General features: G+C 64.6%; 19 protein-coding genes and 1 pseudogene. 8 read left to right on the top strand and 12 right to left on the bottom strand.

The window, feature by feature from the left end:
- Positions 1 to 2: 2 nt before the first annotated feature.
- Positions 3 to 959: a 1,4-dihydroxy-2-naphthoyl-CoA synthase gene (locus ACZ2GY_RS13265; protein ID WP_346027295.1), complete on the bottom strand. Its 957-nt coding sequence runs from the start codon at positions 957 to 959 to the stop codon at positions 3 to 5.
- 50 nt (positions 960 to 1,009) lie between these two features.
- Complete coding sequence (locus ACZ2GY_RS13260) at positions 1,010 to 1,447, bottom strand: VOC family protein (protein ID WP_471672097.1); 438 nt, start codon at positions 1,445 to 1,447, stop codon at positions 1,010 to 1,012.
- Positions 1,448 to 1,616: 169 nt separating this feature from the next.
- Here ACZ2GY_RS13260 and ACZ2GY_RS13255 point away from each other — a divergent pair.
- From ACZ2GY_RS13255 to ACZ2GY_RS13235, 5 genes and pseudogenes are all read left to right on the top strand, one after another.
- Positions 1,617 to 1,827: pseudogene (locus ACZ2GY_RS13255) on the top strand (dodecin).
- A 360-nt stretch (positions 1,828 to 2,187) separates the two neighbouring features.
- Positions 2,188 to 3,384: a thiolase family protein gene (locus tag ACZ2GY_RS13250; protein WP_471672096.1), complete on the top strand. Its 1,197-nt coding sequence runs from the start codon at positions 2,188 to 2,190 to the stop codon at positions 3,382 to 3,384.
- Positions 3,384 to 4,136, top strand: coding sequence for an enoyl-CoA hydratase/isomerase family protein (locus ACZ2GY_RS13245; RefSeq protein WP_277357723.1), 753 nt, complete (start codon positions 3,384 to 3,386; stop codon positions 4,134 to 4,136). The genes ACZ2GY_RS13250 and ACZ2GY_RS13245 overlap by 1 nt, the downstream gene beginning before the upstream one ends.
- Before the next feature lie 56 nt (positions 4,137 to 4,192).
- Entirely contained in the window at positions 4,193 to 5,002 is an 810-nt protein-coding gene (locus tag ACZ2GY_RS13240) for a 3-hydroxyacyl-CoA dehydrogenase family protein (RefSeq protein ID WP_471673596.1), read from the top strand.
- 32 nt (positions 5,003 to 5,034) lie between these two features.
- Positions 5,035 to 5,874 (top strand): endonuclease/exonuclease/phosphatase family protein, encoded by an 840-nt coding sequence (locus ACZ2GY_RS13235; RefSeq protein WP_471672095.1) that lies wholly within the window; start codon positions 5,035 to 5,037, stop codon positions 5,872 to 5,874.
- Here ACZ2GY_RS13235 and ACZ2GY_RS13230 read toward each other — a convergent pair.
- On the bottom strand, positions 5,871 to 6,710 hold the full coding sequence (locus ACZ2GY_RS13230; RefSeq protein ID WP_471672094.1) for an SGNH/GDSL hydrolase family protein: 840 nt from the start codon (positions 6,708 to 6,710) through the stop codon (positions 5,871 to 5,873). The two genes, ACZ2GY_RS13235 and ACZ2GY_RS13230, sit on opposite strands and share 4 nt — an antisense overlap.
- A gap of 75 nt (positions 6,711 to 6,785) precedes the next feature.
- Here ACZ2GY_RS13230 and ACZ2GY_RS13225 point away from each other — a divergent pair, with 75 nt between their 5' ends.
- Positions 6,786 to 7,535, top strand: coding sequence for a tyrosine-protein phosphatase (locus ACZ2GY_RS13225; RefSeq protein WP_277357720.1), 750 nt, complete (start codon positions 6,786 to 6,788; stop codon positions 7,533 to 7,535).
- A 3-nt stretch (positions 7,536 to 7,538) separates the two neighbouring features.
- Here the strand turns inward: ACZ2GY_RS13225 and ACZ2GY_RS13220 are convergent, their stop codons facing one another.
- On the bottom strand, positions 7,539 to 7,889 hold the full coding sequence (locus ACZ2GY_RS13220; RefSeq protein ID WP_277357783.1) for a PaaI family thioesterase: 351 nt from the start codon (positions 7,887 to 7,889) through the stop codon (positions 7,539 to 7,541).
- Positions 7,890 to 8,057: 168 nt separating this feature from the next.
- Between ACZ2GY_RS13220 and paaZ the strand changes: the two genes are divergently transcribed.
- Positions 8,058 to 10,142, top strand: coding sequence for a phenylacetic acid degradation bifunctional protein PaaZ (gene paaZ, locus ACZ2GY_RS13215; RefSeq protein WP_277357719.1), 2,085 nt, complete (start codon positions 8,058 to 8,060; stop codon positions 10,140 to 10,142).
- Positions 10,143 to 10,224: 82 nt separating this feature from the next.
- Here the strand turns inward: paaZ and ACZ2GY_RS13210 are convergent, their stop codons facing one another.
- The 8 genes from ACZ2GY_RS13210 to ACZ2GY_RS13175 form a co-directional block, all read right to left on the bottom strand.
- Positions 10,225 to 11,031, bottom strand: a complete 807-nt coding sequence (locus ACZ2GY_RS13210) for a type IV toxin-antitoxin system AbiEi family antitoxin domain-containing protein (RefSeq protein WP_277357718.1) — start codon at positions 11,029 to 11,031, stop codon at positions 10,225 to 10,227.
- Positions 11,032 to 11,220: 189 nt separating this feature from the next.
- Positions 11,221 to 11,826 carry a TetR/AcrR family transcriptional regulator gene (locus tag ACZ2GY_RS13205; protein WP_346027288.1) on the bottom strand — a complete coding sequence of 202 codons (606 nt, stop codon included), beginning with the start codon at positions 11,824 to 11,826 and terminating at the stop codon, positions 11,221 to 11,223.
- Positions 11,827 to 11,904: 78 nt separating this feature from the next.
- Positions 11,905 to 13,236 carry a phenylacetate--CoA ligase PaaK gene (gene paaK / locus ACZ2GY_RS13200; RefSeq protein ID WP_277357716.1) on the bottom strand — a complete coding sequence of 444 codons (1,332 nt, stop codon included), beginning with the start codon at positions 13,234 to 13,236 and terminating at the stop codon, positions 11,905 to 11,907.
- Positions 13,233 to 13,709 carry a hydroxyphenylacetyl-CoA thioesterase PaaI gene (gene paaI, locus ACZ2GY_RS13195; RefSeq protein WP_346027287.1) on the bottom strand — a complete coding sequence of 159 codons (477 nt, stop codon included), beginning with the start codon at positions 13,707 to 13,709 and terminating at the stop codon, positions 13,233 to 13,235. The genes paaK and paaI overlap by 4 nt, the downstream gene beginning before the upstream one ends.
- A 160-nt stretch (positions 13,710 to 13,869) precedes the next feature.
- Positions 13,870 to 14,601, bottom strand: a complete 732-nt coding sequence (locus ACZ2GY_RS13190) for a hypothetical protein (RefSeq protein WP_471672093.1) — start codon at positions 14,599 to 14,601, stop codon at positions 13,870 to 13,872.
- Positions 14,598 to 15,902, bottom strand: a complete 1,305-nt coding sequence (locus ACZ2GY_RS13185; protein ID WP_471672092.1) for a serine/threonine-protein kinase — start codon at positions 15,900 to 15,902, stop codon at positions 14,598 to 14,600. The genes ACZ2GY_RS13190 and ACZ2GY_RS13185 overlap by 4 nt, the downstream gene beginning before the upstream one ends.
- Positions 15,903 to 16,056: 154 nt before the next feature.
- On the bottom strand, positions 16,057 to 18,225 hold the full coding sequence (locus tag ACZ2GY_RS13180) for a S9 family peptidase (protein WP_471672091.1): 2,169 nt from the start codon (positions 18,223 to 18,225) through the stop codon (positions 16,057 to 16,059).
- A 47-nt stretch (positions 18,226 to 18,272) separates the two neighbouring features.
- Positions 18,273 to 19,304, bottom strand: a complete 1,032-nt coding sequence (locus tag ACZ2GY_RS13175; protein WP_346027283.1) for a LacI family DNA-binding transcriptional regulator — start codon at positions 19,302 to 19,304, stop codon at positions 18,273 to 18,275.
- 146 nt (positions 19,305 to 19,450) lie between these two features.
- Between ACZ2GY_RS13175 and pulA the strand changes: the two genes are divergently transcribed.
- Entirely contained in the window at positions 19,451 to 22,519 is a 3,069-nt protein-coding gene (pulA, locus tag ACZ2GY_RS13170; protein ID WP_471672090.1) for a pullulanase-type alpha-1,6-glucosidase, read from the top strand.
- Positions 22,520 to 22,649 lie beyond the last annotated feature (130 nt).

Here is a 22,649-nt window from a genome sequence, read left to right as displayed (position 1 = left end):
GCCTAGAAGTAGTAGGGGAAGCTGGACCAGTCGGGACTGCGCTTTTCGAGAAACGCTTCCTTGCCCTCGACCGCTTCATCGGTCATGTAAGCCATGCGCGTGGCCTCGCCGGCGAAGACCTGCTGGCCGGCCAGGCCGTCATCGGCCAGGTTGAACGCGAACTTGAGCATGCGGATTGCCTGCGGGCTCTGGTTCGCGATGTCTGCCGCGTACTCAAGCGCCACGTCCTCGAGCCGCTCGTGGTCAACGGCCTGGTTCACGGCGCCCATGGCCACCATGTCCTCGGCCGAGTACTCCCTGGCGAGGAAGAAAATCTCGCGGGCCTTCTTCTGGCCGATCTGGCGCGCGAGGAGCGCCGAGCCGTAGCCGGCATCGAAGCTGCCTACGGTCGCGTCGGTCTGCTTGAACTTGCCGTGCTGCCTGGAGGCGATCGTTAGGTCCGACACAACGTGAAGGCTGTGCCCGCCGCCTGCTGCCCACCCATTGACGACGGCGATGACCACCTTGGGCATGGTCCGCATCAGCCGCTGGACTTCAAGGATATGGAGCCGGCCGGCGCGTGCCGGGTCGATGGTCTCCCTGGTCTCACCCTCTGCGTACCTGTACCCATCCCGCCCACGGATCCGCTGGTCACCGCCGGAGCAGAAGGAGTGCCCGCCGTCCTTGGGAGAAGGGCCGTTGCCTGTGAGGAGGACCGTTGCAACGTCCGGGGTCATTCGTGCGTGATCCATTGCGCGGTACAGCTCATCCACCGTGCCAGGGCGGAAGGCGTTACGGACCTCAGGCCGGTTGAACGCAATGCGGACAGTCGGCAGATCGCGTGTGCCGGCGCCGCGGTTCTGGCTGCGGTCCACGTGGCGGTGGTAGGTGATGTCCTGCAGATCCTCGAACCCCTCCACGAGCCGCCAGCGGGCAGGGTCGAAGACATCGGATACCTGGGGTGGGAGATCTGTGGTCACCAATCGAGTCTAGCTTTGGAGACGGGGGGAACTTCAAAGTGGTGGGCCGGCTAGCTCACGCAGAACTCATTACCTTCCGGATCCGTCATCGTGTACCAGATGTGCGGGCCTTCATTGCCCTGGTACAGGAACCGTGCGCCGCGCTTTTCCAGTGCGGCCCGCACGGCGTCCTTGTCATCACCGTCAAGACGGATGTCCAGGTGCGTGCGGTTCTTGACCGTCTTGGGCTCGGGGACCTTGACGAAGAGGACGCGTTGCCGCCCCGTTTTTCCGTCCTCGTCCGGCCGGCAGATTGCCTCACCGGTGCTCCAGACGCGGATGCCGTTGTGCTCGATGAGGTCGCTCTGCTGCGCAAAACCTTCTGCGAGCATCTTGTCGATGAAGTCCTGGTCCGTAGGCTCCACCCTCCAGCCCAGGGTTTCCGCCCACCAGCCTGCCTGCGTGTGGGGATCTTCGCTGTCGATCACTATCTGGATGCTGTACGTCATGAAACAAGAGGGTAGGCGCGCCCGCCGGCTCAATCCAGAAGATTCCGGACGATTCGCGTCCGCAATACATGGCTGGAGCCGAGCTTCGAAGGGCTGGACCGCGACGGTGGGGAGGACTAGCGTGGCACCCACCCGCCGGAGTTGCCGGCGCCCGGATTCAGGAGGAAGCATGGCGAACCATACTTACAGCATTTCCGAGGTCGTCGGAACGTCGCCGGACGGGGTGGACGCGGCAGTCAACAAACGCAGTGACCCAGGCAGCGAAGACCCTTCGGAATCTCGACTGGTTCGAGGTCAAGGAAATCCGCGGTCATCTTGTGGATGGCGCCGTCGCCGACTGGCAGGTCACCGTCAAGTTGGGCTTCCGGCTGGAGGACTGACTCGCGTGGACTGACTCGCGTGGACCGCCTGCCGACGGCCGACCTTCGGCGGTCGACCGCGGCCGTTAAAGAAACCGTTGACGAACGCCCGCAGCAGGGGCAGGCTGTTTCCTACGTGGTTCTAACCCGCGCCCGTCTTCTCGCCGGCGTTGAGCCAGCCCCGATGCGCAGATCCCGGGGCGGCTCCGCCGGCGCTTTTTGCCGCAGCCCGCAGGCGAACCAAACACGGAACAATCCCAATCCGTCACGTCAGTTGACCGCTCCGGCGCCCCGTGCGATTCTTTATAGAACGAACGGTCGGTAATTATGCCGCCCTTCCTGCACGCTCTGACGACGACGACGACGATGACGGAGGCTGGCATGGCCGAGGCTTTTCTGGTGGGCGGGGTTCGAACCCCGGTGGGACGGTACGGCGGAGCGCTTTCGGCGGTCCGGCCCGATGACCTGGCGGCGCTGACCCTCCGCGAGCTGGTGCACCGCACCGGCCTGGACCCCGAGGCAATCGACGAGGTCATTCTCGGCAACGCGAACGGCGCCGGCGAGGAAAACCGCAACGTCGCCCGCATGGCCACGCTGCTTGCCGGCCTGCCCAACACCATTCCGGGGATCACCGTCAACCGGCTCTGCGCATCCGGTCTGTCGGCCATCATTATGGCCTCCCACATGATCAAGGCAGGAGCTGCCGACGTCGTTATTGCCGGTGGTGTCGAGTCCATGAGCCGTGCGCCGTGGGTGATGGAAAAGCCGACGACGGCATTCGCGAAGCCTGGCGCCGCTTTCGACACCTCGATTGGCTGGCGCTTCACCAACCCCACCTTCGCGGCCCAGGAGAAGACTACGTTCTCGATGCCGGAGACGGCCGAGGAGGTTGCCCGCGTGGACGGCATCTCACGGGAGGATGCAGATGCCTTCGCGCTCCGTTCCCACCAGCGGGCCATTGCCGCAATCGAGTCAGGGCATTTCAAAGACGAGATCGTTCCCGTTAACACCACACACCGCAAGAAGAACGTCACCGTTGATACGGACGAGGGACCCAGACGGGACACCACGCTCGAGGTGCTCGCGGGGCTGAAGCCGGTTGTAGCGAAGGACGGCGTGGTGACGGCGGGCAATTCGAGCTCGCTGAACGACGGCGCGTCCGCCGTGATCGTAGCGTCCGAAGCCGCACTCACCCGGCTCGGCCTGACCCCGCGCGCCCGCATCGTCACGGGTGCCTCCGCCGGAGTGCCGCCGGAAATCATGGGCATCGGACCCGTCCCGGCCACGCAGAAGGTCCTCAAGCTCGCCGGCCGGTCCATCGGCGACCTCGACGCCGTCGAACTCAACGAAGCCTTCGCCACACAATCCCTCGCCTCGATCCGCAGGCTTGGCCTCGACGAGGACATCGTCAACCGGGACGGCGGCGCCATCGCCCTGGGGCACCCGCTGGGTTCCTCGGGCTCGCGGATCGCCATCACCCTCATGGGCCGGCTGGAACGGGAAGGCGGAAGCCTGGGACTTGCCACCATGTGCGTGGGCGTGGGACAGGGAACAGCCCTGCTCCTGGAGCGTGTGTAGTGCAGACCCTGACAATCGACGACGGCGGGAACCGCCTCAGCGTCCAGCTCAACCGGCCCGAGGTCCGCAACGCAATCGACCAGCAGATGGTTGACGAGCTTCACGAGGTGTGCGCCGACCTTGAGCGCAACCCGCGGATCCTCGTGCTCTCCGGCACGGGCGGCGTCTTCGCCTCCGGCGCCGACATTGCACAGCTAAGAGAACGACGGCGCGACGACGCCCTCGCCGGAATCAACTCGACACTCTTCTCCCGGATTGCGAAACTTCCCATGCCGGTGATCGCGGCGCTGGACGGCTATGCGCTTGGCGGCGGTGCGGAACTCGCTTTCGCTGCGGACTTCCGGATCGGGACACCCGCACTGAAGATCGGCAACCCGGAAACGGGCCTCGGCATCCTGCCGGCGGCGGGCGCAACCTGGCGGCTGCGGGAGCTTGTCGGTGAGCCTCTTGCCAAGGAGATCCTGCTCTCAGGACGCGTACTGAACGCCGATGAAGCCCTCGCCGTCCGGCTCATCACCGAAATCCACCCGGCCGTGGATTTGCTCCCGGCAGCGCACCGTCTCGCTGATCGCATCGCGCGCCAGGACCCACTCGCAACCCGCATCACCAAGAGTGTGTTCCATGCACCACCCGAGGCGCATCCCGTGATCGATCAGCTTGCACAGGGCATCCTGTTCGAGTCCGAGGCCAAGTTCGAGCGCATGCAGGCCTTCCTGACCAGGAAAGACACCGAACGGAAGATGAAAAAGTGAGCACAGTGGGGACCAACAGCGTTCCGGAGACCGTTGGCGTTCTGGGTGGCGGGCGGATGGGCGCGGGAATCGCACACGCATTCTGTGTGGCTGGTGCCGCCGTCGTCGTTGTTGAACAGAACGACGACGCCGCGGAGGCGGCGCGCGGACGGATCACTGCTGCGCTGGACCGCAGCATCGCCAAAGGGAGCACGCAGGAAAGCCTGGACGCGCTCTCGGCGCGGCTGCAGGTAAGCACCGATTACAAGGCTTTTGCGTCCTGCGGTCTGGTGGTCGAAGCCGTGCCGGAGGACCTTGCGTTGAAAACGGCCGCGCTGCGCGGCGTGGAGGAACAGCTCGACGCCGGTGCCTGGCTCGCCACGAATACATCCTCCTTGTCGGTCGGTGAGCTGGCAGGCGTCCTGCAGCGGCCCGACCGGTTCTGCGGCCTGCACTTCTTCAACCCGGTGCCGGCGTCAACGCTCATTGAGGTTGTCCTGGCGCCTTCCACCTCGGCAGAGCTGGCCGAGAAGGCCCGCGGCTGGGCCGAAGCACTCGGCAAGACTCCCGTGGTGGTCAAGGATGCGCCCGGTTTTGCCAGCTCCCGCCTGGGTGTTGCTATTGCGCTGGAAGCGATGCGCATGGTCGAGGAGGGCGTGGCGTCCGCTGAAGACATTGATACGGCAATGGTGCTCGGGTACAAGCATCCGGTCGGTCCGCTACGGACAACGGACATCGTCGGCCTCGATGTGCGGCTCGGGATCGCCGAATATCTGGAGTCGACGCTGGGGGAGCGCTTTGCTCCGCCGCAGGTCCTCCGGGACAAGGTTGCGCGCGGGGAGCTCGGGCGTAAGTCGGGTCAGGGGTTCTTCGCGTGGGACGAGTAGCCCATGCCGCAGGCAAGGGCTAAGGTTTTTTTATGACTGAGCGGACGACGCTGGCAGAGAAACCGCTGATCGGACCTGTTGAGCCGCCGCAGCTTCATATTATGACCTACAACATCCGGCGCCGGGTGGCTCATGTGAACCCGTGGAGCCATGATTTCTGGGGTCGCCGCGAACCGCTGGTCCGCCGGCTTCTGGCGGCCGAACAGCCCACCATCCTCGGTGTGCAGGAGGCGTTGCCGGACCAGATGCCGGCGATCCTGGAGGGGCTGGGCGAGCATTACAGCAGCATCGGCCGCGGACGTAACGCGGACGGCGGTGGTGAACAGTGCCCCATCGTCTATGACGCACGGCGGCTGGAACTGCTGGAGTGGGATCAGGACGCGCTGTCCAACACGCCGGACACCCCGGGGTCGAACGGTTGGGGCAACCTCATCCCGCGGATAGTGGTGACGGCTCGCTTCCGGGACCGTGAAACCGACAAGCAACTGACCGTCGTCAATACCCATCTTGACCACATGTCCCGAAAGTCGCGTCAGCGGTCAGCGGAGGCAATCCGGTCCCTGGTCGCGCAGACCGAGGGGGCCGTCGTCGTGACCGGAGACTTCAATACGGGCGCGGCGTCGCAGCCGTACGAGGCCATAACCAGCGGTGAAGTGCTGGCGGATGCCTGGGATGAGGCCAAGGAGCGGCTGACCGAGCTGTGGGGGACGTTCCCGCACTACCGTGCGCCGAAGCAGGGGCGCAAGCGGATCGACTGGGTCATGGTGAACTCGGGGGTCACCGTTGTGGAGACGGGCATCAACACCACCCGCTACAACGGCGCGTGGCCATCAGACCACACGCCGGTGCAGGCAATTATTACTGTGGATTAATCGAGGTGCTTCACTGCCTGGCGGATCTCGTGGAGGTACCCGTTCTTGTAACCCTTCGCGGTGGGGTGCAGAGCGCCCAAGTCCGTGAACGGCTGAATCCAGGGCTGCGGCGAACCCAGGCCGTGCCTGTCGAACCGCTTGACGACGTCGACGTAGGTGAAGCCTGCAAGTTCCGCCTGGGTGCGGATCACTGTGTTGAGCTCGTCAGTGCCGGCGTTGATGATTCGCTGCTCGGTTGGGGTGAGAACGAACGGCTGGCCAGTAGCCGGATTGATTACGGGAAGCGCGATAGTCTTGCCGAACTCTGGCGAGAACAGGTGCGGATAACCCGTCACGACCACATCAGCGTACTGAGCCGAGCCGCGAACTCCGTTGTACAGCCCGGCAAGCGCGGGGGCGAGCAGTTGCTGCGCTCCACTCACCGCCTGCGCCACAGCGGTTTCGCACGCCAGAGTGCCTTGGCTGCACGCACGTATGACGAACTGGTATCCCACGTCATTACCACCCACGGTCAACGTGACGAGGTCAGTCTCTGAGTTCAGATTCCCGAGTTCTGCCGCAACAAGACCTACCGTGTCGCCACTGCAGGTCGCGTTGGTGACCAGGTCGATCCGTTTGCGCTCGTCGAGCAGTTCGGGGTAACCGAGCGCTGATTGAAGGCAGTCTGCCGGGTCTGGATCCATGTAGTAGTTGGCCCCAACCCCGGATGCGTACGAGTCACCGAGCGCGACATATTGGGTAGTTCCGCGATCGCCTGCCGACGCCGGCAAAACCGCTGAGCCTGCAAGGAGGCCCGAAGCCAGGAGTGTGCTGGCCGCAATTCGGAGAAGTTTCATCGCATCAACATACTCCTGAACCGGGGTGCCGGATAGAGCGAAGCGGCGCGCCGTGCCGCTTGTTATTCTTCAGCCATGGCTTCGATTGATCTGGCCCAACTGCATCGACACGGCTCGCACCGTAACGTCCCCTGGGACGGCGCCGTGAATGCACGGGATCTCGGTGGCGTCAGCCCTGACATCAAGGCCGGTCGGCTGTACCGGATGGGCCGCCATGAATGGCTCACCGACGCCGGTTGGCAGCAAGCGTACGACGACGGCGTCCGCACCGTTGTTGACCTTCGAAACCCTGATGAGCGAGGACGGCGGGAAACGGATCCGGTCCTGAACACCGCAGTCCTGGACCGGTTTCAGGTGGTGAACTGCCCTACTGAGGACCAGTCGGATGAGGAGTTCATGCAGCTGGTCGGGCCCTACCTGAACTCACCGGAGTACTACCTGGAGAACCTGCGCCGATGGCCGGAGAAGATCGCCGCAGTGGTGCGGGCCGTGGCGGAGTCGGAGGGCGCCGTCGTCGTGCACTGTGCTGCGGGGCGGGACCGCACCGGCATGGTGACCGCAGTGCTGCTGACCCTCGCGGGCGTTGACCATGAGCACATTGCTGACGACTATGCGCTCGCCGTCCACGGCATCAACGAACACCACCTCGGGCAGGAGACGCCGCACGAGACGCCGAAGTCTCCCGAGGAACTGCACGACTGGGTCATGCACACCCGGGCGCATCTTCTGGAGCTGCTGGACGGCCTTGACGCCGAGGCGTATCTCCGTGACGCCGGGTTGTCGCAGGGGGAGCTTGACGCTGTCCGAGCGAAGTTGACGTTTTAGCGCCTATTTCTTCTCAAGCAGCAGATTGGTGATGCGCAGCGTGCAGAGGCGGCCGCCGTCGTCGTTGGTGATCAGCACCTCATGTGTAGCGAGGGTGCGCCCCAGATGGATGGGGGTGGCGGTGATGGTGATGGTGCCGCTGCGCGCGGACTTGTGATGGGTCGCGGAGACGTCCACGCCCACGGCAGTCTTGCCCAGCGTGCTTGCGTGGATGACGGCTGCCCAGGAGCCAACGGCTTCACCGACCGCGAGCGACGCCCCACCGTGCAGGAGGCCGAAGGACTGCCGGTTACCTTCCACGGGCATCGTCGCGACCACCCGCTCGACCGACTGTTCGAGGATCTTCACGCCCATCTTCTCGTCGAGTTCGCCGAGGGTAATCTGCCAGGGTTCGCCGGTCACTGAAGGCTCCTTGTGGGATGTGGAGGGATGGTGCGTTCATGTACTCTGGACATATTACCGAACGTCCGTTCAGTAATGTTTGTCATGTTTCTTGAGCTCCCCAAACGCGAAAGGTCAACGATGACTTCGACCGCCCTCAGCGTGGACATTGTCCCCAGCTTCATCCGCGACGCCTGGTGGACCCCCGACCAGCACACGCTGTCCGAAGACAACGCCACTGAAGTACGGGACGCCAGCACCGGCGAACTGCTTGCCATGGTGAGCACCAGCGGCCTGGACGTTGCCGACGTCGTCGATTACGCCCGGACCACCGGCCAGAGTGAACTCGGGAAGTTTACGTTCCACCAACGCGCACTGAAGCTCAAGGCGCTCGCCCAGTTCCTGAACGGACAGCGGGATCACCTCTACGAACTCTCTGCGCGGACCGGGGCCACGAAGGTGGACTCCATGGTGGACATCGACGGCGGAATCGGCGTCCTGTTCACGTTCGGTTCCAAGGGCCGGCGGGAACTGCCGAACTCGCAGGTTGTCATCGACGGGCCTGTCGAGGTTCTTTCGAAGGACGGGTCCTTTCTCGGCGAACACATCTACACCCGCATCCCCGGGGTTGCCGTGCAGATCAACGCGTTCAACTTTCCGGTGTGGGGAATGCTCGAGAAGCTGGCACCGGCGTTCCTGGCCGGAGTGCCGACCATCGTGAAGCCGGCAACGCCCACCGGTTATCTGACGGCCGCCGTCGTGAAGCTGATCATCGAGTCCAACATTCTGCCCGCCGGGTCGCTGCAGCTCATTTCGGGACCGGCCCGCGACGTGCTGGACACGCTTGATTACCGGGACATGGTGCTGTTCACCGGTTCCGCTTCCACAGCGAACAAGCTGAAGTCCCACGACAACGTGACCACGGGCGGCGTGCGTTTCTCGTCCGAAACCGACTCCCTCAACGCCGCAATCCTCGGCGAAGACGCGGTTCCCGGAACGCCCGAGTTCGACGCGTTCATCAAGTCCCTCGTCACCGAGATCACGGTCAAGGCGGGCCAGAAGTGCACGAGTATCCGCCGCAGCCTGGTTCCCAAGGCTCTGGTGAACGACGTCGTTGCTGCCGCCCGCGACCGCATTGAGCAGCGCATCACGCTCGGTGACCCGCGTGCTGAGGGCGTCACCATGGGCGCGCTTGCTTCGGTCGGGCAGATGCGCGACGTCCGCGCCGCCGTCGAGACCATGCTTGCAGCAGGCGGCGAACTCGCTTACGGAACCCTGGACTCTCCCCGGGTGACCCACGCTGACGGGACCGTGGACGTCGCTGAGGACGGCGCCTTCATGGCTCCCATGCTCCTGACCTGGGAAAACTCTGATGCGGTTGAACTTCACACGGTGGAGGCCTTCGGTCCCGTCGCCTCGGTGGTGGGGTATGAGGACACCGCACACGCCGTACGGCTGGCCGCCATGGGCGAGGGGTCACTGGTGGCGACGGTCTGCACCAACGATCCGGCCATTGCACGTGAGCTGGTGATGGGCATTGCGGCCCACCACGGCCGCGTTCTGCTGCTGAACCGTGAGGATGCGCGTTCCTCCACCGGCCACGGTTCGCCGGTGCCGCACCTGGTGCATGGAGGGCCGGGGCGTGCCGGGGGTGGCGAGGAGCTCGGCGGCATCCGCTCAGTGCTGCACCATATGCAGCGCACAGCCCTGCAGGGATCACCGAACATGCTGACCGCGATTACGGGCGTCTGGCACACCGGGGCGGACCGCAACTTCGATGAAGAGCACCCGTTCCGGAAGAACCTCGCGACACTGCGGATCGGTGATGCAGTGCGCTCGGACCTGCGTCAGGTGACGCTTGAGGACATCACGGCGTTTGCGAATGAGACCGGCGACAAGTTCTACGCGCACACCAACGAGGAAGCTGCAGCCGCGAACCCGTTCTTCCCAGGCATTGTTGCGCATGGCTATCTGCTGCTGTCCTGGGGAGCCGGGCTGTTCGTGGAACCTGCTCCGGGGCCCGTCCTCGCGAACTACGGCCTCGAGAACCTGCGGTTCATCACTCCCGTTGCTGCCGGTGACTCGATCCGCGTGACCCTTACGGCCAAGCGCATCACGCCGCGCGAGGACGAGGAGTACGGCGAGGTGTCCTGGGATGCGGTGCTCACCAACCAGAATGACGAGATCGTGGCGACCTACGACGTCCTGACCCTCGTGGAGAAGTAGGCCCGCCGGCCCGGACCGCCTATCCCACTGGGTGCCCCAACTGAGTGGGACACGGCGGTCCAATCCCACCCGGATGGACGTTCTACTGGGATTTTCGGGAAGCGAGGCCCTGCCGGACTAACCGAATGAACGAGTCGGGCTCCCGTAGGATCAATTTTGCGCTGACACGCAGGATCGGGATGCCCTTCACTGTGAGCAGGTTCCACCGCCGGCGGTCCTCCTCGAACTCCTTGTGACCGCTGTGGTGCTCCCGACCGTCTGCCTCTATTCCCAGAATCCCTTCAACAAAAAGATCAAGCCGCCCGACACCTGGGATGTAGACCTGCGAGCTGACGTGAAGACCCTCCTCCCCGAGGCGGTAGCGCGCGACTGTCTCAAGAATGGACTCGGCATGAGGATCAACCAGTCCGATGATCCGGCGCAGGGGAGCATCGCGGGCGCCGGTTGCAGAAGCGCGAAGCTGTTCGAGCGTGACCTTCTTCTGGACCACGGCGGACTCAACAATGCAGAGCGCATCCAGTTCCGGCAGGCACCTCATGCTCTGGACGCAGATGTCCGCAAGTGACAGCGGCTTGACCTGGCGGTGGACCCGGAAGACTCCTTCAAGCGGTCGGCCGTGATCGACGGTCACATGGACAAATGACGGTTCCCGGAACACCCATAACCCTAGGTGTTTCGCAGCGGTGATACAGGCAAGCTCGGCTCCCGCGCAGGCAGCGCTGACCAGTGCACTATCAGATCCCGGAAGTGCGTAGACGCCTCGGGCCGGCCGCAGAATACGCTGTGCGGATAGAGCTTCGTCAATGCGCTGACGGGGGACACCGTGGGCGAGCAGAGTACCTCGGCGCGCAACTCCTCCTTGTATCTGCAGGGCTGCGACGATGTCCATGCTTCCATACTGCCCAGGACGCATGGGGTGCGGATGGACTCGGACGGCTATGTGGATAACCCCTGCTCCCAGCGACCGGGTGAGACTGCTGGGATTGGGCTGCTTATTCCCAGCGGACGACGCATGTGGGTGGGATTCGCGGCAGGAGCTTCGGACTGTCCCGACGAGGAGGGCGTGGTGTGGCCGGGCTCAGGCGTGGTGGTGCAGTCCCTCAAAGACCATGGCAATGACATCGTCGGCAAGCTTCTGCGGCGTCAGCGGACCCCCCGGCTTGTACCACTCGACCACCGAGTTGATCGTGCCGAACAGCAGCCTAGTGGTGGTCCGCGGATCGATGTCCTTACGGATGGAGCCCTCGGACCGCGCAGCCTCAACCAGGGACGCCACCTGATGATCAAAGGCACGACGGCGCTCAAGGGCTTCGCGCTCAACCTCCGTATTGCCGCGCAGCCGCAGTAGGAGCGTCACAAAGGGAAGACGCTCGGTCAACACAGCGATGGTGCCGCGCAGCACGTACTCGAGCCGCTGGTCCGCCTTGCCGGACGTTGCACTCGCATGCGTCAGGACGGCTTCGAGGCCTCCGAGCGCATGATCCAGTGCCAGGCGCAGCAGATCGCCCTTCGACGGCACGTGATGGTAGATCGCCGACTTGCTGATGCCCAGGTTCTCCGCAAGGACGCCCATCGACGTGGCCTCGTAGCCATGCCGGTTGAAGACATCGACGGCGATGTTGAGCACAGTCTGCTGATCGTATCCGGGACGTCCGCGACGGGTTGCGGCCTGTGAGCTGGGCATACGGGCTATTTTCGCATGAACGTTCGGTCAGGCCCCACTGCGGTCCGCACGTCAGACTCCAAAGAGTGCAGCACGCAGTTACAGCTTCGGCCGCAGGTCATAGATGCGCTTCAGCTTCCCGCTTGAGCGTGCCAGGGAACCGCTCTCGACGACGGACACCGCGCAGCTTGACCCGATGTGGATCTTGATCTGTTTGCTCAGCTCGGACGCTGCAGCAGCAGCGTCGTCGGCGCTCACGCCTTCGCGCGGCTCGATGCGGACAGTCAGCTGGTCCATCCGCTGCCCCTCCGGACGTGTGAGCTCCAGTTGGAAATGCGGGCTGAGCGCAGGGATTCGAAGTGCAATCTCCTCAATCTGCGTAGGGAAGAGGTTCACGCCACGCAGGATGATCATGTCATCGCTGCGCCCGGTGATCCGGTCCATCCGCCGCATGCCGGGACGGGCGGTGCCCGGAAGCAGTCGGGTCAGGTCATGCGTGCGGTACCGGATGATCGGCAGCGCTTCCTTGGTGAGCGAGGTGAAGACAAGCTCACCGGACTGGCCGTCATCGAGCACCGTGTCAGTGAAAGGATCGATGATCTCCGGCCGGAAGTGGTCCTCCCAAATGTGCGAGCCGTCTTTCGTTTCAACGCACTCTCCGGCGACGCCGGGGCCCATCACCTCGGAGAGCCCGTAGATGTCGCACGCGTCGAATCCCATTCGCTGCTCAAGTTCGGTGCGCATCCGGTCAGTCCAGGGTTCCGCCCCCAGCACCGCGGTCTTGAGGGACGTGCCCTTCGGATCAACGCCGGCCGCAACCATCGCGTCCAGGATGGTGAGCAGATAGGTGGGGGTGCTGAGGATGGCGTCCGGCTCGAAGTCCTGGATGAGCTGCACCTGGCGTTCGGTTTGCCCGCCGGAGATCGGGATGACGGTGCAGCCAAGCTTCTCTGCTCCGAAGTGTGCCCCCAGCCCGCCCGTGAAGAGCCCGTAGCCGTAGGCATTATGGACCTTGTCGCCCTTCTTGACCCCGCTGGCCCGCAGGCACCGCGCAACCAGCGACGCCCACCGGTCAAGATCCCCGGAGGTGTAACCGACAACCGTGGGCCGCCCGGTGGTGCCCGACGACGCGTGAATGCGGGCCACGCGCTCCTGCGGAACCGCGAACATCCCGAAGGGGTACGTCTGCCGGAGGTCTTCCTTGGTGGTGTAGGGGAACTTGGCCAGATCGGAAAGCTCCCGAAGGTCCTCAGGGCGCACGCCGGCGTCGTCGAACTTGCGGCGGTACAGGTCCACATTCTCGTACGCGTACTTCACCGTCCACTGCAGCCGCTCCAGCTGGAGTTCCTCGATGCGCCCGCGGTCATAGGTCTCCTCGGGATCCAAGGTGGCTGCATCCGCTGCTGTCGCCTTGATGGCCGTGGTGCTCATGGGGTCCTCTTCTCGGGCTGGTTCGTGGCTGAAGCACCGCGGTCGGCTTTGTTGGGAACGGTGCGCGATCGGCCGCGGAACTCGGCAATCAGGCGGGTGCCGCCGTCGTCGTTCGCGGCAGTGATCGAAATGTCATAGAGGCCGCTCCGGCCGGCGGAGGCTTTTCGGTCAGCGACCGCGGTCAGCACATCGCCCGGAAAGGCGGGGGCAAGGAAATTGATGTCGACGCCGGATGCGACGGTGATCGTCTCCGTCTCACCGGGAGGATTGCAGGCGAGCGCGAAGGCCGAATCCGCGAAGGCAAAGACCATGCCGCCGTGAGCGATCCCGAAGCCGTTGAGCATTTCCTCGCGCAGGCGCATGGTGATGGTTGCATGCCCGTCAGCGAGACGGAGAACTTCGATTCCCATCCAGCGGGAGGCGTGGTCCTGTTCGAGGATGGGGTGCGCAGGGCGGACGTCAGTGTCCTTCATACAGGCCTCTCAGAATTATTTACCGATCGTTCATTAGGTAATACCGGAACCGCCTCCACTGTCAAGCAGATGAAGGCATTGTGGCGCGCGTGGTACCGGCAGAAATTGGCTGCAAACACGCCGGGTGGTGTCAGTCTCCCGGCGGTGCCGGCGGGTCCGGTCACCCCGGTGGTGCGGGGCTTGCCGGTGGTGCCGGAGTGGTTGGTGGTCCGACGGCGGGTGCGGAGGGGAGCGGAGGTTCAGGCACGGCCGGCCCTGAAGGTTCGGGAGAGGGCGGAGCGGGCGCCGGTGTCGTTGGGGGTGGAGGTTCGACCGGGGCGGGTCCGGTGGGTTCCGGTTCAGGTCCAGGCTCGGGCGGCGGAGCCTGGCTCGGCGCTGGGTCTGGGGGATCGGTCACGGGTGGAGGAGTAGATGCGGGATCCGGCACGGGCTCACGCGACGTATCCGGTTCCGGAACGGGAATTGGAGCGGGAACGGGGACCGGCGCAGGTGGCGGCACCGGACCCGGGGTGGGCTGCGTCGGTTCAAGTTCTGCCTGCTCCGGTGTTGGTGTCGAGGGATCTGTTGGCGTGGCCGGAGTTGAGCTCTCGTTCAAGGTGCGCTCGAAGTACGCCCGGAGATTGGCTATCGCTTCTTCGATCTCCTGCTGTTGTGCAGGCTCGATTGCGCCGATGAAACCAAGCGTTGCCAGCCGCGTACTGAGAGCGTCGAGTGCATCCAGTGCCTCCGCGAAATCGCCGTCAACAGACAATTGCGTGACGTCCAGGACATCGGCCTGTAATTGCCGCGAGGCGGCGGCACCGTAATCGGGAGCGAGACTGCACCCGCCGCTGAAAAGGATCAGGCTCAGCGCCGCCGCTGCAGCGCCCAGGCGGGTTCTTCGGCTCCTCATGGGGTCACGCTTTCCTGTAGTTCTTCCAGCAGCACACCGAGTTCTCCTGTTGCCGGAGGGTAGTTGACCGGCTCGGAACCAGCTCCGGACATAAGAGCGGGTACAAGGATGACTGCTGCAATCAAGAGCATCAGTGCCGCTGCGAGTGCAATCAACGCCCAACGAAGCACCCCAGGCTTTCTTCGTCCCTGCGGAGCTGTGGGGACAGCTGTCGCGGAATTTCCCGGCCCGCCGTCGTCCTCCCGGCCGCCGTCGTCGTCAGGTGCATGCAGCGCTGTCCCGGGCCGCTCCTGCACCGGCTGCTGCGCCGTGGTCGGCTGCGGGTCCTGCCGGATGCGTTCCTGCTGCTCTGTGGGAGGTTCCGATGCTTCCGGCGAGTCCTTGCGGAACCCGCCCATTCCGTCCGCTGTCATGGAGGGTGAACCGAGTGCGCGGGAAACATCCTCCGCGGACGGGCGGGACGCCGGATCCCGGTGCGTCATACCCCTGAGCAGCGGGCTCCAGTGGCTACCCAGATGGGCAGGGATCACCGGGTCTCGGTGAAGGCGCGCTGCGGCTGACGCTGCCGCCGGGCCAGGGAAGGGCGCCTCTCCTGTAAGGCACTCAAGCAGCACCAGGCCGAGAGAGTAGATGTCGCTGGCAGCGGTGGCCCCGAGACCTTCCGCCTGTTCCGGACTGAAGTAGGCGGCGGTACCGACGGATTGCCCCGTCGCAGTCAGATGAGCTTCTTCCACGAGGCGGGCGATGCCGAAATCGGTGAGCTTGGGATGCTCGGCCCGGTGTGGATTGCCGCTGGTGCCGAGGAGAATGTTGGCCGGTTTCACATCGCGGTGGATTACCCGCTGACTATGGATATAGGCCAGAGCCTGGGCCACGCCCCTCCCCATGGCCTGCGTCTCTTCCGCAGTGAGGGGAGCATGGAAGTTGGCCCGGTGAAGATCCTCACCCTTGATCAGCTCCATCACGAGGAAGGTCCGGCGGTGCAGGTCAACCGTGTCAGTGCCGATGTCGAAAACGGTCACCAGATTGCGGTGGTTCAGCCCCGCCAGAATCTGGGCTTCCGCCCGTTGGCGAGCTTCATCCTCGGGGCTGATCGAACCGGTGTGGAACACCTTGATGGCCACATCCCGATCAAGCACTTCATCCCGCGCCTGATGCACCGAGGCCATGCCTCCCTGACCGAGGAGGGCATCCAGCCGATACCGCCCGCCAAGGACCTGGGGTAGGCCGAGGTCGGGTTGGGAGCCTGGGTCTCCCACCGTCGTTGCAGCATGTGCCGATCCGGCACTCTTGCTGTCCATCTGTCAACTATACCGGCGCCGGGCTGTTCTGGCCCGGCGCCGGGAACCAGCGGCCCGGACGACGGGCCGAGCTCCTCCCACGCCTGAAGTTTCCATACAGAGTGTTCGGAGCCCCGGCACCGAAGTATCGCAGCAGCGCTGGAAATTCGGGAGGCTATCCTGTGGCGCTCGCTCCTGAAAGCACCCGGGTGGCAGCCAACGCGTCAGCGACAAAAGCGTAATCCCACGCGACATCCTTCCATTGTTCATACCGCCCGCTCGCACCGCCGTGGCCGCCGTCCATCTCGGTCTTGAGGACAATCGGTTCACTTCCGGTGGTTTCCTCTCGCAGCCTCGCCACCCATTTGGCCGGCTCCACGTACAGCACGCGGGTGTCGTTGAAACTCGTCACTGCGGCGATGCGCGGGTACTCGGCTGCGCGGATGTTCTCGTACGGGGTGTATTCCTTCATGTACCGGTAGACCTCGGGGTCCGTGATGGGGTTGCCCCATTCCTCCCATTCCAGGGCAGAGAGTGGAAGTTCCGGATCCAGAATGGTGGTCAGGGCGTCCACAAACGGCACCTGCGCCACAATTGCGCGGTACTTCTCGGGAGCCAGGTTGGCGACGGCGCCCATCAGGAGCCCGCCGGCGGAGCCGCCGATAGCGGCAATCCTGCTCGGGTCCACCCAACCGGAGCCGGCCAGGTGCGTGGTGGCATCGACGAAGTCCGTGAAGGTGTTCTTCTTCTCGAGCTTCTTCCCCTTCTCATACCAGGTGCGCCCCATCTCTCCGCCACCACGGATATGTGCGACGACGAAGATCACTCCGCGGTCCAGCAGCGACAGGCGCGAGATAGAAAAAGCCGGATCCATGCTGATTTCATAGCTGCCGTAGGCGTAGACAACGGCGGGGTTGCTTCCGTCCTGCTGCAGATCCCGGCGCCGAAGGACGGAGAGCGGGATCTGCGTGCCGTCCGCCGCCGTCGCCCACTGGCGTTCGGCGACGTAGTCCTCCGAGCGGTATCCGCCGCGCACCTCCGTCTCCTTACGCAGGGTGAGTACACCGCCGTCGAGCAGGTAGTCATAGACGCGCGGTGGAGTGAAGTAGGAGGCGTAGGAAAGCCGGATCACAGGGGACTCGAACTCGGCACCCGCCAGGTTGCAGGTGTAGAGCGCCTCGTCGAAGGCAGGCTCGAGCGGCACCGGCTGCGCAGGCGTGCCGAGGCCCACCCGGGGCAGGATCTGCACGCGCATGGTGGTGTCCTTGCGAACCGAAACCAGGACGTGCGTAGCGGTGACGGTGGCACCGTGGACGCGGACGGCGTCGTCGTGCTCGATCACCGGCAACCACTCCTGCTCGGCCAGCGGGCGCTGGAACTGCTCGGCGTCCACGAGGCTGACCATCGAGTTCTTCGCGCCGCGATCATGCGTGAGCAGGTAGTGCAGACGGCCCTCGATCCGCAGCGGCTCCGGCTCGTAGAGGACGCGGTCAGAGCGCGGAATCAGCGTGGTGAGACCGGCCTCCTGATTCTCAAGGTCCAGCACCCGGTACTCGCTGTACTCGGAGCAGCCGATGCCGATGAGCAGCTGGGTGCGGTCCGCGGCGAGGTCGAAGCCCGTCCACATGGCGACGTCGTCCTCCTGGTACACCAGCTCGTCCTGTTCGACGGCGGTGCCAAGCCGGTGCGATTTCACCTGGTAGGGGCGCCAGCTGTCATCAACGACGGTGTAAAACACCTGGGATCCGTCCGGTGAGAACGCAAGACCGTAGAAGATGTTGGGGATCGCGTCGGGCAGGAGCTGGCCGGTGGACAGGTCCTTGATGCGCAGGGTGAAACGCTCATCCCCGGCGTTGTCCACGCTAAAGGCCAGCAGGTTCCCGTCCTCGCTGACGGTGAGGCCGCCCAGTGAGAAGAAGGGCTTGCCTTCCGCCTCTACGTTGCTGTCGATGAGGACCTGTTCGCCCTCGACTGGTTGGCCGGCGACCACCTCAGGGGGCGTCCAATCCCGGGCGACGTCCCCGGTGTCCGATGCCCGTACCCGGCAGTGGATGCTGTACTGCTTTCCCTCTTCGGTACGGGAGTAGTACCACCAGTCCTTTTTACGGGCGGGGACGGACAGATCGGTTTCCTGCGTGCGGTTCTTGATCTCGCTGAAGATCTCCTGGCGAAGCTGTTCCTGCCCGGCGGTGACTGCCTCGGTGTAGGCGTTCTCGTCCTTGAGATGCTCAACCACCTCGGGGTTGTCCTTGGCTCGCATCCACTCGTAGGGGTCAATCACGGTGTCCCCATGGTGGGTTCGTTCGGTGGGGACTTTCTTGGCAACGGGAGGGGTGAGAGTCATGGCTCCATCCTGCCAGAGGTAGGCCGTCCTGCCTGAGAGCGGGCAACTCAGCCGGGAGCGGCCGTGGTGGATCCCCGGACAATCAGGTCGGACTCGAACAGAACCTCGGCGCGACTGCTGCGTCCGCCGGAGAGTTCCGTGAGCAACGCCTGGACGGCGGCTTCGGCCATCGCTGAGACGGGTTGCCGCAGCGTGGTCAACGGCGGGTCGGTGAAGGCCATCAGGGGCGAGTCATCGAACCCGACAATGGACACGTCCTCGGGCACGCGGAGCCCCCGCGAGCGTGCGGCGCGGATGGCGCCAAGAGCCATGACGTCGGAGGCGCAGACAATGCCGGTGTGGCCGGAGTCCAGAAGCTCGACGGCGGCGCTGTGGCCGCCCTCGATGCTGAACATAGTGACGGCGGTGTGTTCGGCGGGATCGATCTGGTCGAGGTGCTGTTCCAGGCCGACGCGGAATCCTTCCGCCTTCCGGCGACTGGGGATGAAGTGTTCCGGGCCTGTGGCGAAACCGATGTGCCGGTGCCCAAGCGAGGCAAGGTGACGGACGGCGGTCTGGACGGCGACGGAATCGTCATTCGCGATGGCCGGGGCATCAATTTCCGGCCGTGTTCCATTGACCAGCACAAAGGGGATGCCGCGCGCACGCAGCCGTTGATATCGCTCAACGCTTGCACGGCCGTCCGCATGGGCGGCGCACACGAAGATCAGGCCGCGTGCGCCCTGATCCAGGAGAAGGGACACATACTCGTCCTCGGGAACGCCGCCGCCCGGCAGTGTGCAGAGTGCGGGAATGTAGTCATTGGGAGCAACCAGAGCGCTGATCGCGCCGGCGAAGGCAGGAAAAATCGGGTTGACCAGGTCAGGCACCACAATGCCGATCTGCCCCTTGGCCCTGCCGGACAGGCGGTCGGGCCGCTCATAACCGAGGTCATCCATGGCCGTCAGTACAGCCTGGCGCGTCTCCCTCGAGGCCCCGCTCCGCCCGTTCAGCACCCGCGAAACCGTGGGCACGCTCACCCCGGCGTGGCGTGCTACATCCTCCAGCCGGGGCTTTTCTGTCTGGGGAGGAAGGGTCACTGGTCCATCGTATCCGGCTGATACGGACCACTGAAAAGTTTCATGAAAGTTTCAGTAATCTCTTGACCGGCCAGCGACGCCTTTCTAGGGTGAGAAGCGCCTACTACCAAGATCGGACGTGCACTGGAGCGCGTCGAGGAGGATCCATGTCCAACGCACCATCCGTTCATCCCGGCCGACGGCGCGCAGCCGGGCTGGCCGCCGGTGTCTTTGCCGTACCGCTGCTCGTCAGTCTCATGCCTGTTCCGGCGCTCGCCGATCACAGCGCTCTGCCGGCGTTCGTCACCCTCGTGGGCTCGCTGCAGTCCGAGCTCGGCTGCCCCGGCGACTGGCAGCCCGAGTGCACGGCGACGGCACTGAGCGAAGTCGAAGGCTCGCCCGGCACCTACAGCGCCACCTTTGACCTCCCCGCAGGGGATTACGCTTACAAAACGGCCCTCAATGGCACCTGGGCCGAGAACTACGGCGACGGCGGTGCGGCAGGAGGTGCCGATATCGCCCTGACGTCCCAGGGAGGGCAGATCACCTTCACCTACAACCACAGCACCCATGTGATTACCAGTGATGTTCCGGCCTCGCTGGTCTCCGGCGCCGCAGCCCACTGGCTTGCGCCCGGCGTCCTGGCGTGGGACCTTGCGGACGCCCCGGAGGGCTCCTCTTACCGCCTTTACTACGCGCCCGACGGCGGGTTGGAAGTGGTTGACGGCGCGGTTCCGAATGGGAATTACGTTGACCTGCAACGCAGTTCCGACTCGCTCGGCGCCGAGCTGGCCGCCACGTCTCCGCACCTGGCATCCTTCGACACTCTGGCCCTTCCGAAGAAGGCCGCGCGCCAGGCAAAAGACCTGCTCAAGGGCGAGCTGCTTGTTGTGCAGGTCGGTGCCGACGGAACGGTCCTGCAGGCCACCGGCGTGCAGGTTCCCCGCGTACTGGACGCCCTCTACCCGAAAGCCCTCAAGCGCACACTCGGTCTGAGCTGGAAGGGCCCGCGCCCGCGCTTCGACCTGTGGGCGCCGACAGCCCGCCAGGTGAGCCTCCACGTGTACCGCGAGGGGTCCGGCGGCGAGGCCCTGGCCACAGTTCCCCTGAAAGAAGGGCACGACGGCGTGTGGTCGCTTCTCGGCGAGAAGGACTGGAAAGACGCTTATTACCTCTACGAAGTGGAGGTCTACGTGCCGGAAACGGGGGCAGTGGAGCGCAACCTCGTCACCGACCCCTACAGCGTAGGCCTGTCTACTAATTCCGAGCGCAGCCTGATCGTTGACCTGGACGATCCGGCACTGGCGCCGTCCGGCTGGAAGTCGCTCGAGAAGCCAGCCCTTGCACAGCCCGAAGACCTTTCACTGTATGAACTGCACGTCCGGGATTTCTCGATTTCCGACACCACAGTGCCTGCCGAGCGCCGTGGGACGTACGCAGCCTTTGCCGAAACGGGCAGCGACGGAATGAAGCGGCTTGCGGACCTGGCGGATGCCGGGCTGAACGCCGTGCACCTCCTGCCGGTGAATGACATCGGAACGATTGAGGAGCGCCGCGACGTCCAAGCCGAGCCGCAATGTGATCTGGAGAGCTTCGCTCCTGACAGCGAGGAACAGCAGGCCTGTGTCTCTGCCGTCGCGGGCAAGGACGGCTTCAACTGGGGCTATGACCCGCTGCATTACACGACACCGGAAGGCTCTTACTCCACCAACCCTGAGGACTCCACCCGCATCCGCGAATTCCGCGACATGGTGGTGGGCCTGAACACCACGGGCCTGAGGGTGATTCAGGACGTGGTCTACAACCACACCGCCGGCGCCGGCCAGACCTCGACCAACAACCTGGACCGGATCGTGCCCGGGTATTACCACCGGTTGAACCCGACCAGCGGCGGCGTCGAGACCTCGACCTGCTGCCCAAATACGGCAACCGAAAACGCCATGATGGGCAAGCTCATGGTGGACTCCATTGTGACCCTCGCGCGCACCTACAAGCTGGACGGCTTCCGGTTTGACCTGATGGGTCACCACAGCAAGCAGAACATGCTCGACGTTCGCGCGGCGCTCGACGAGCTGACGCTGAAGAAAGACGGCGTCGACGGCAAAAGCATCTATGTCTACGGCGAAGGCTGGAACTTCGGCGAGGTGGCCAACAACGCGCGGTTCGAGCAGGCCACCCAGCTGAACATGGCGGGCACGGGCATCGGCACCTTCAATGACAGGCTGCGTGACGCCGTGCGCGGCGGCGGACCGTTCGATGAGGACCCCCGCGTGCAGGGCTTCGGCTCCGGTCTCTGGACCCAGCCCAACGGCGCGGAGGTCAATGGCACGCCAGAGGAGCAGCGCGCACGCCTGCTGCTCAGCCAGGACCAGATCAAGGTGGGGTTGACCGGAAACCTGCGGGACTACACCTTCATCGATCGCACCGGAGCGGAAGTGACCGGCGCCGACGTCGACTACAACGGCAGCCCCGCGGGCTACACCGCCGATCCGCAGGAAGCGATCACCTACGTCGAGGCCCACGACAACGAGACCCTGTTCGACAGCCTCGCCTTCAAGCTGGCGCCAGGAACATCGATGGCCGACCGCATCCGGTTCCAGACCCTCTCGCTCAGCACTACGGCCTTCGGTCAGGGCATTTCCTTCTGGCACGCCGGGGGAGAGGCCCTGCGCAGCAAGTCGCTGGATCGCAACAGCTATGACTCCGGTGACTGGTTCAACCTCCTGGACCACACCGGCACGGACAACGGCTTCGCCCGTGGACTGCCGCCGCGTGCGGATAACGCGGACAAGTACGAATTCATGAAGCCGCTGCTGGCGGATCCCGCGCTCAAGCCCGCGCCGGCGGAAATTGCAACGGCTCGCGAGCAGGCTCTGTCCCTCCTCGAAATCCGCAAGAGCACGCCGCTGTTCCATCTGGGTACGGGCGACCTGGTTCAGCAGAAGGTGTCGTTCCCCACCGGCGGCCCTGGCCAGACTCCGGGCGTGATTGTGATGCACATTGACGACACCACCGGACCGGACGTGGATAGCGAGCGGACCGGCGTCGTCGTCGTTTTCAATGCGTCTGACACTGCCGCAACCCAGACGGTTCCGGGGGCGGAAGGGCAGTCCTTCGGGCTGCATCCGGTCCAGCGCAGCGGCTCGGATGATGTGGTGAAGGCTGCGTCCTTCGACCCCGCGACGGGCAGCTTCACCGTCCCGCCGCTCACGGTGGCGGTGTTCGAGGCGAAGTAGCAACCAGGTAGGGAAAGGGCCGGAACAGCAGAGCGTGCTGTTCCGGCCCTTCGTGCGTCCCGGGACCGCACCGGTGTTGACTCTGAACTCACCTCGCCGATATCCTGAACGAACGGTCGGTAATTATTTC

The sequence above is a fragment of the Arthrobacter sp. KKT183 genome (assembly GCF_055657625.1).
Note: the sequence above shows the minus strand (reverse complement) of the source record. Positions and strands in the feature narration are given on the sequence as shown.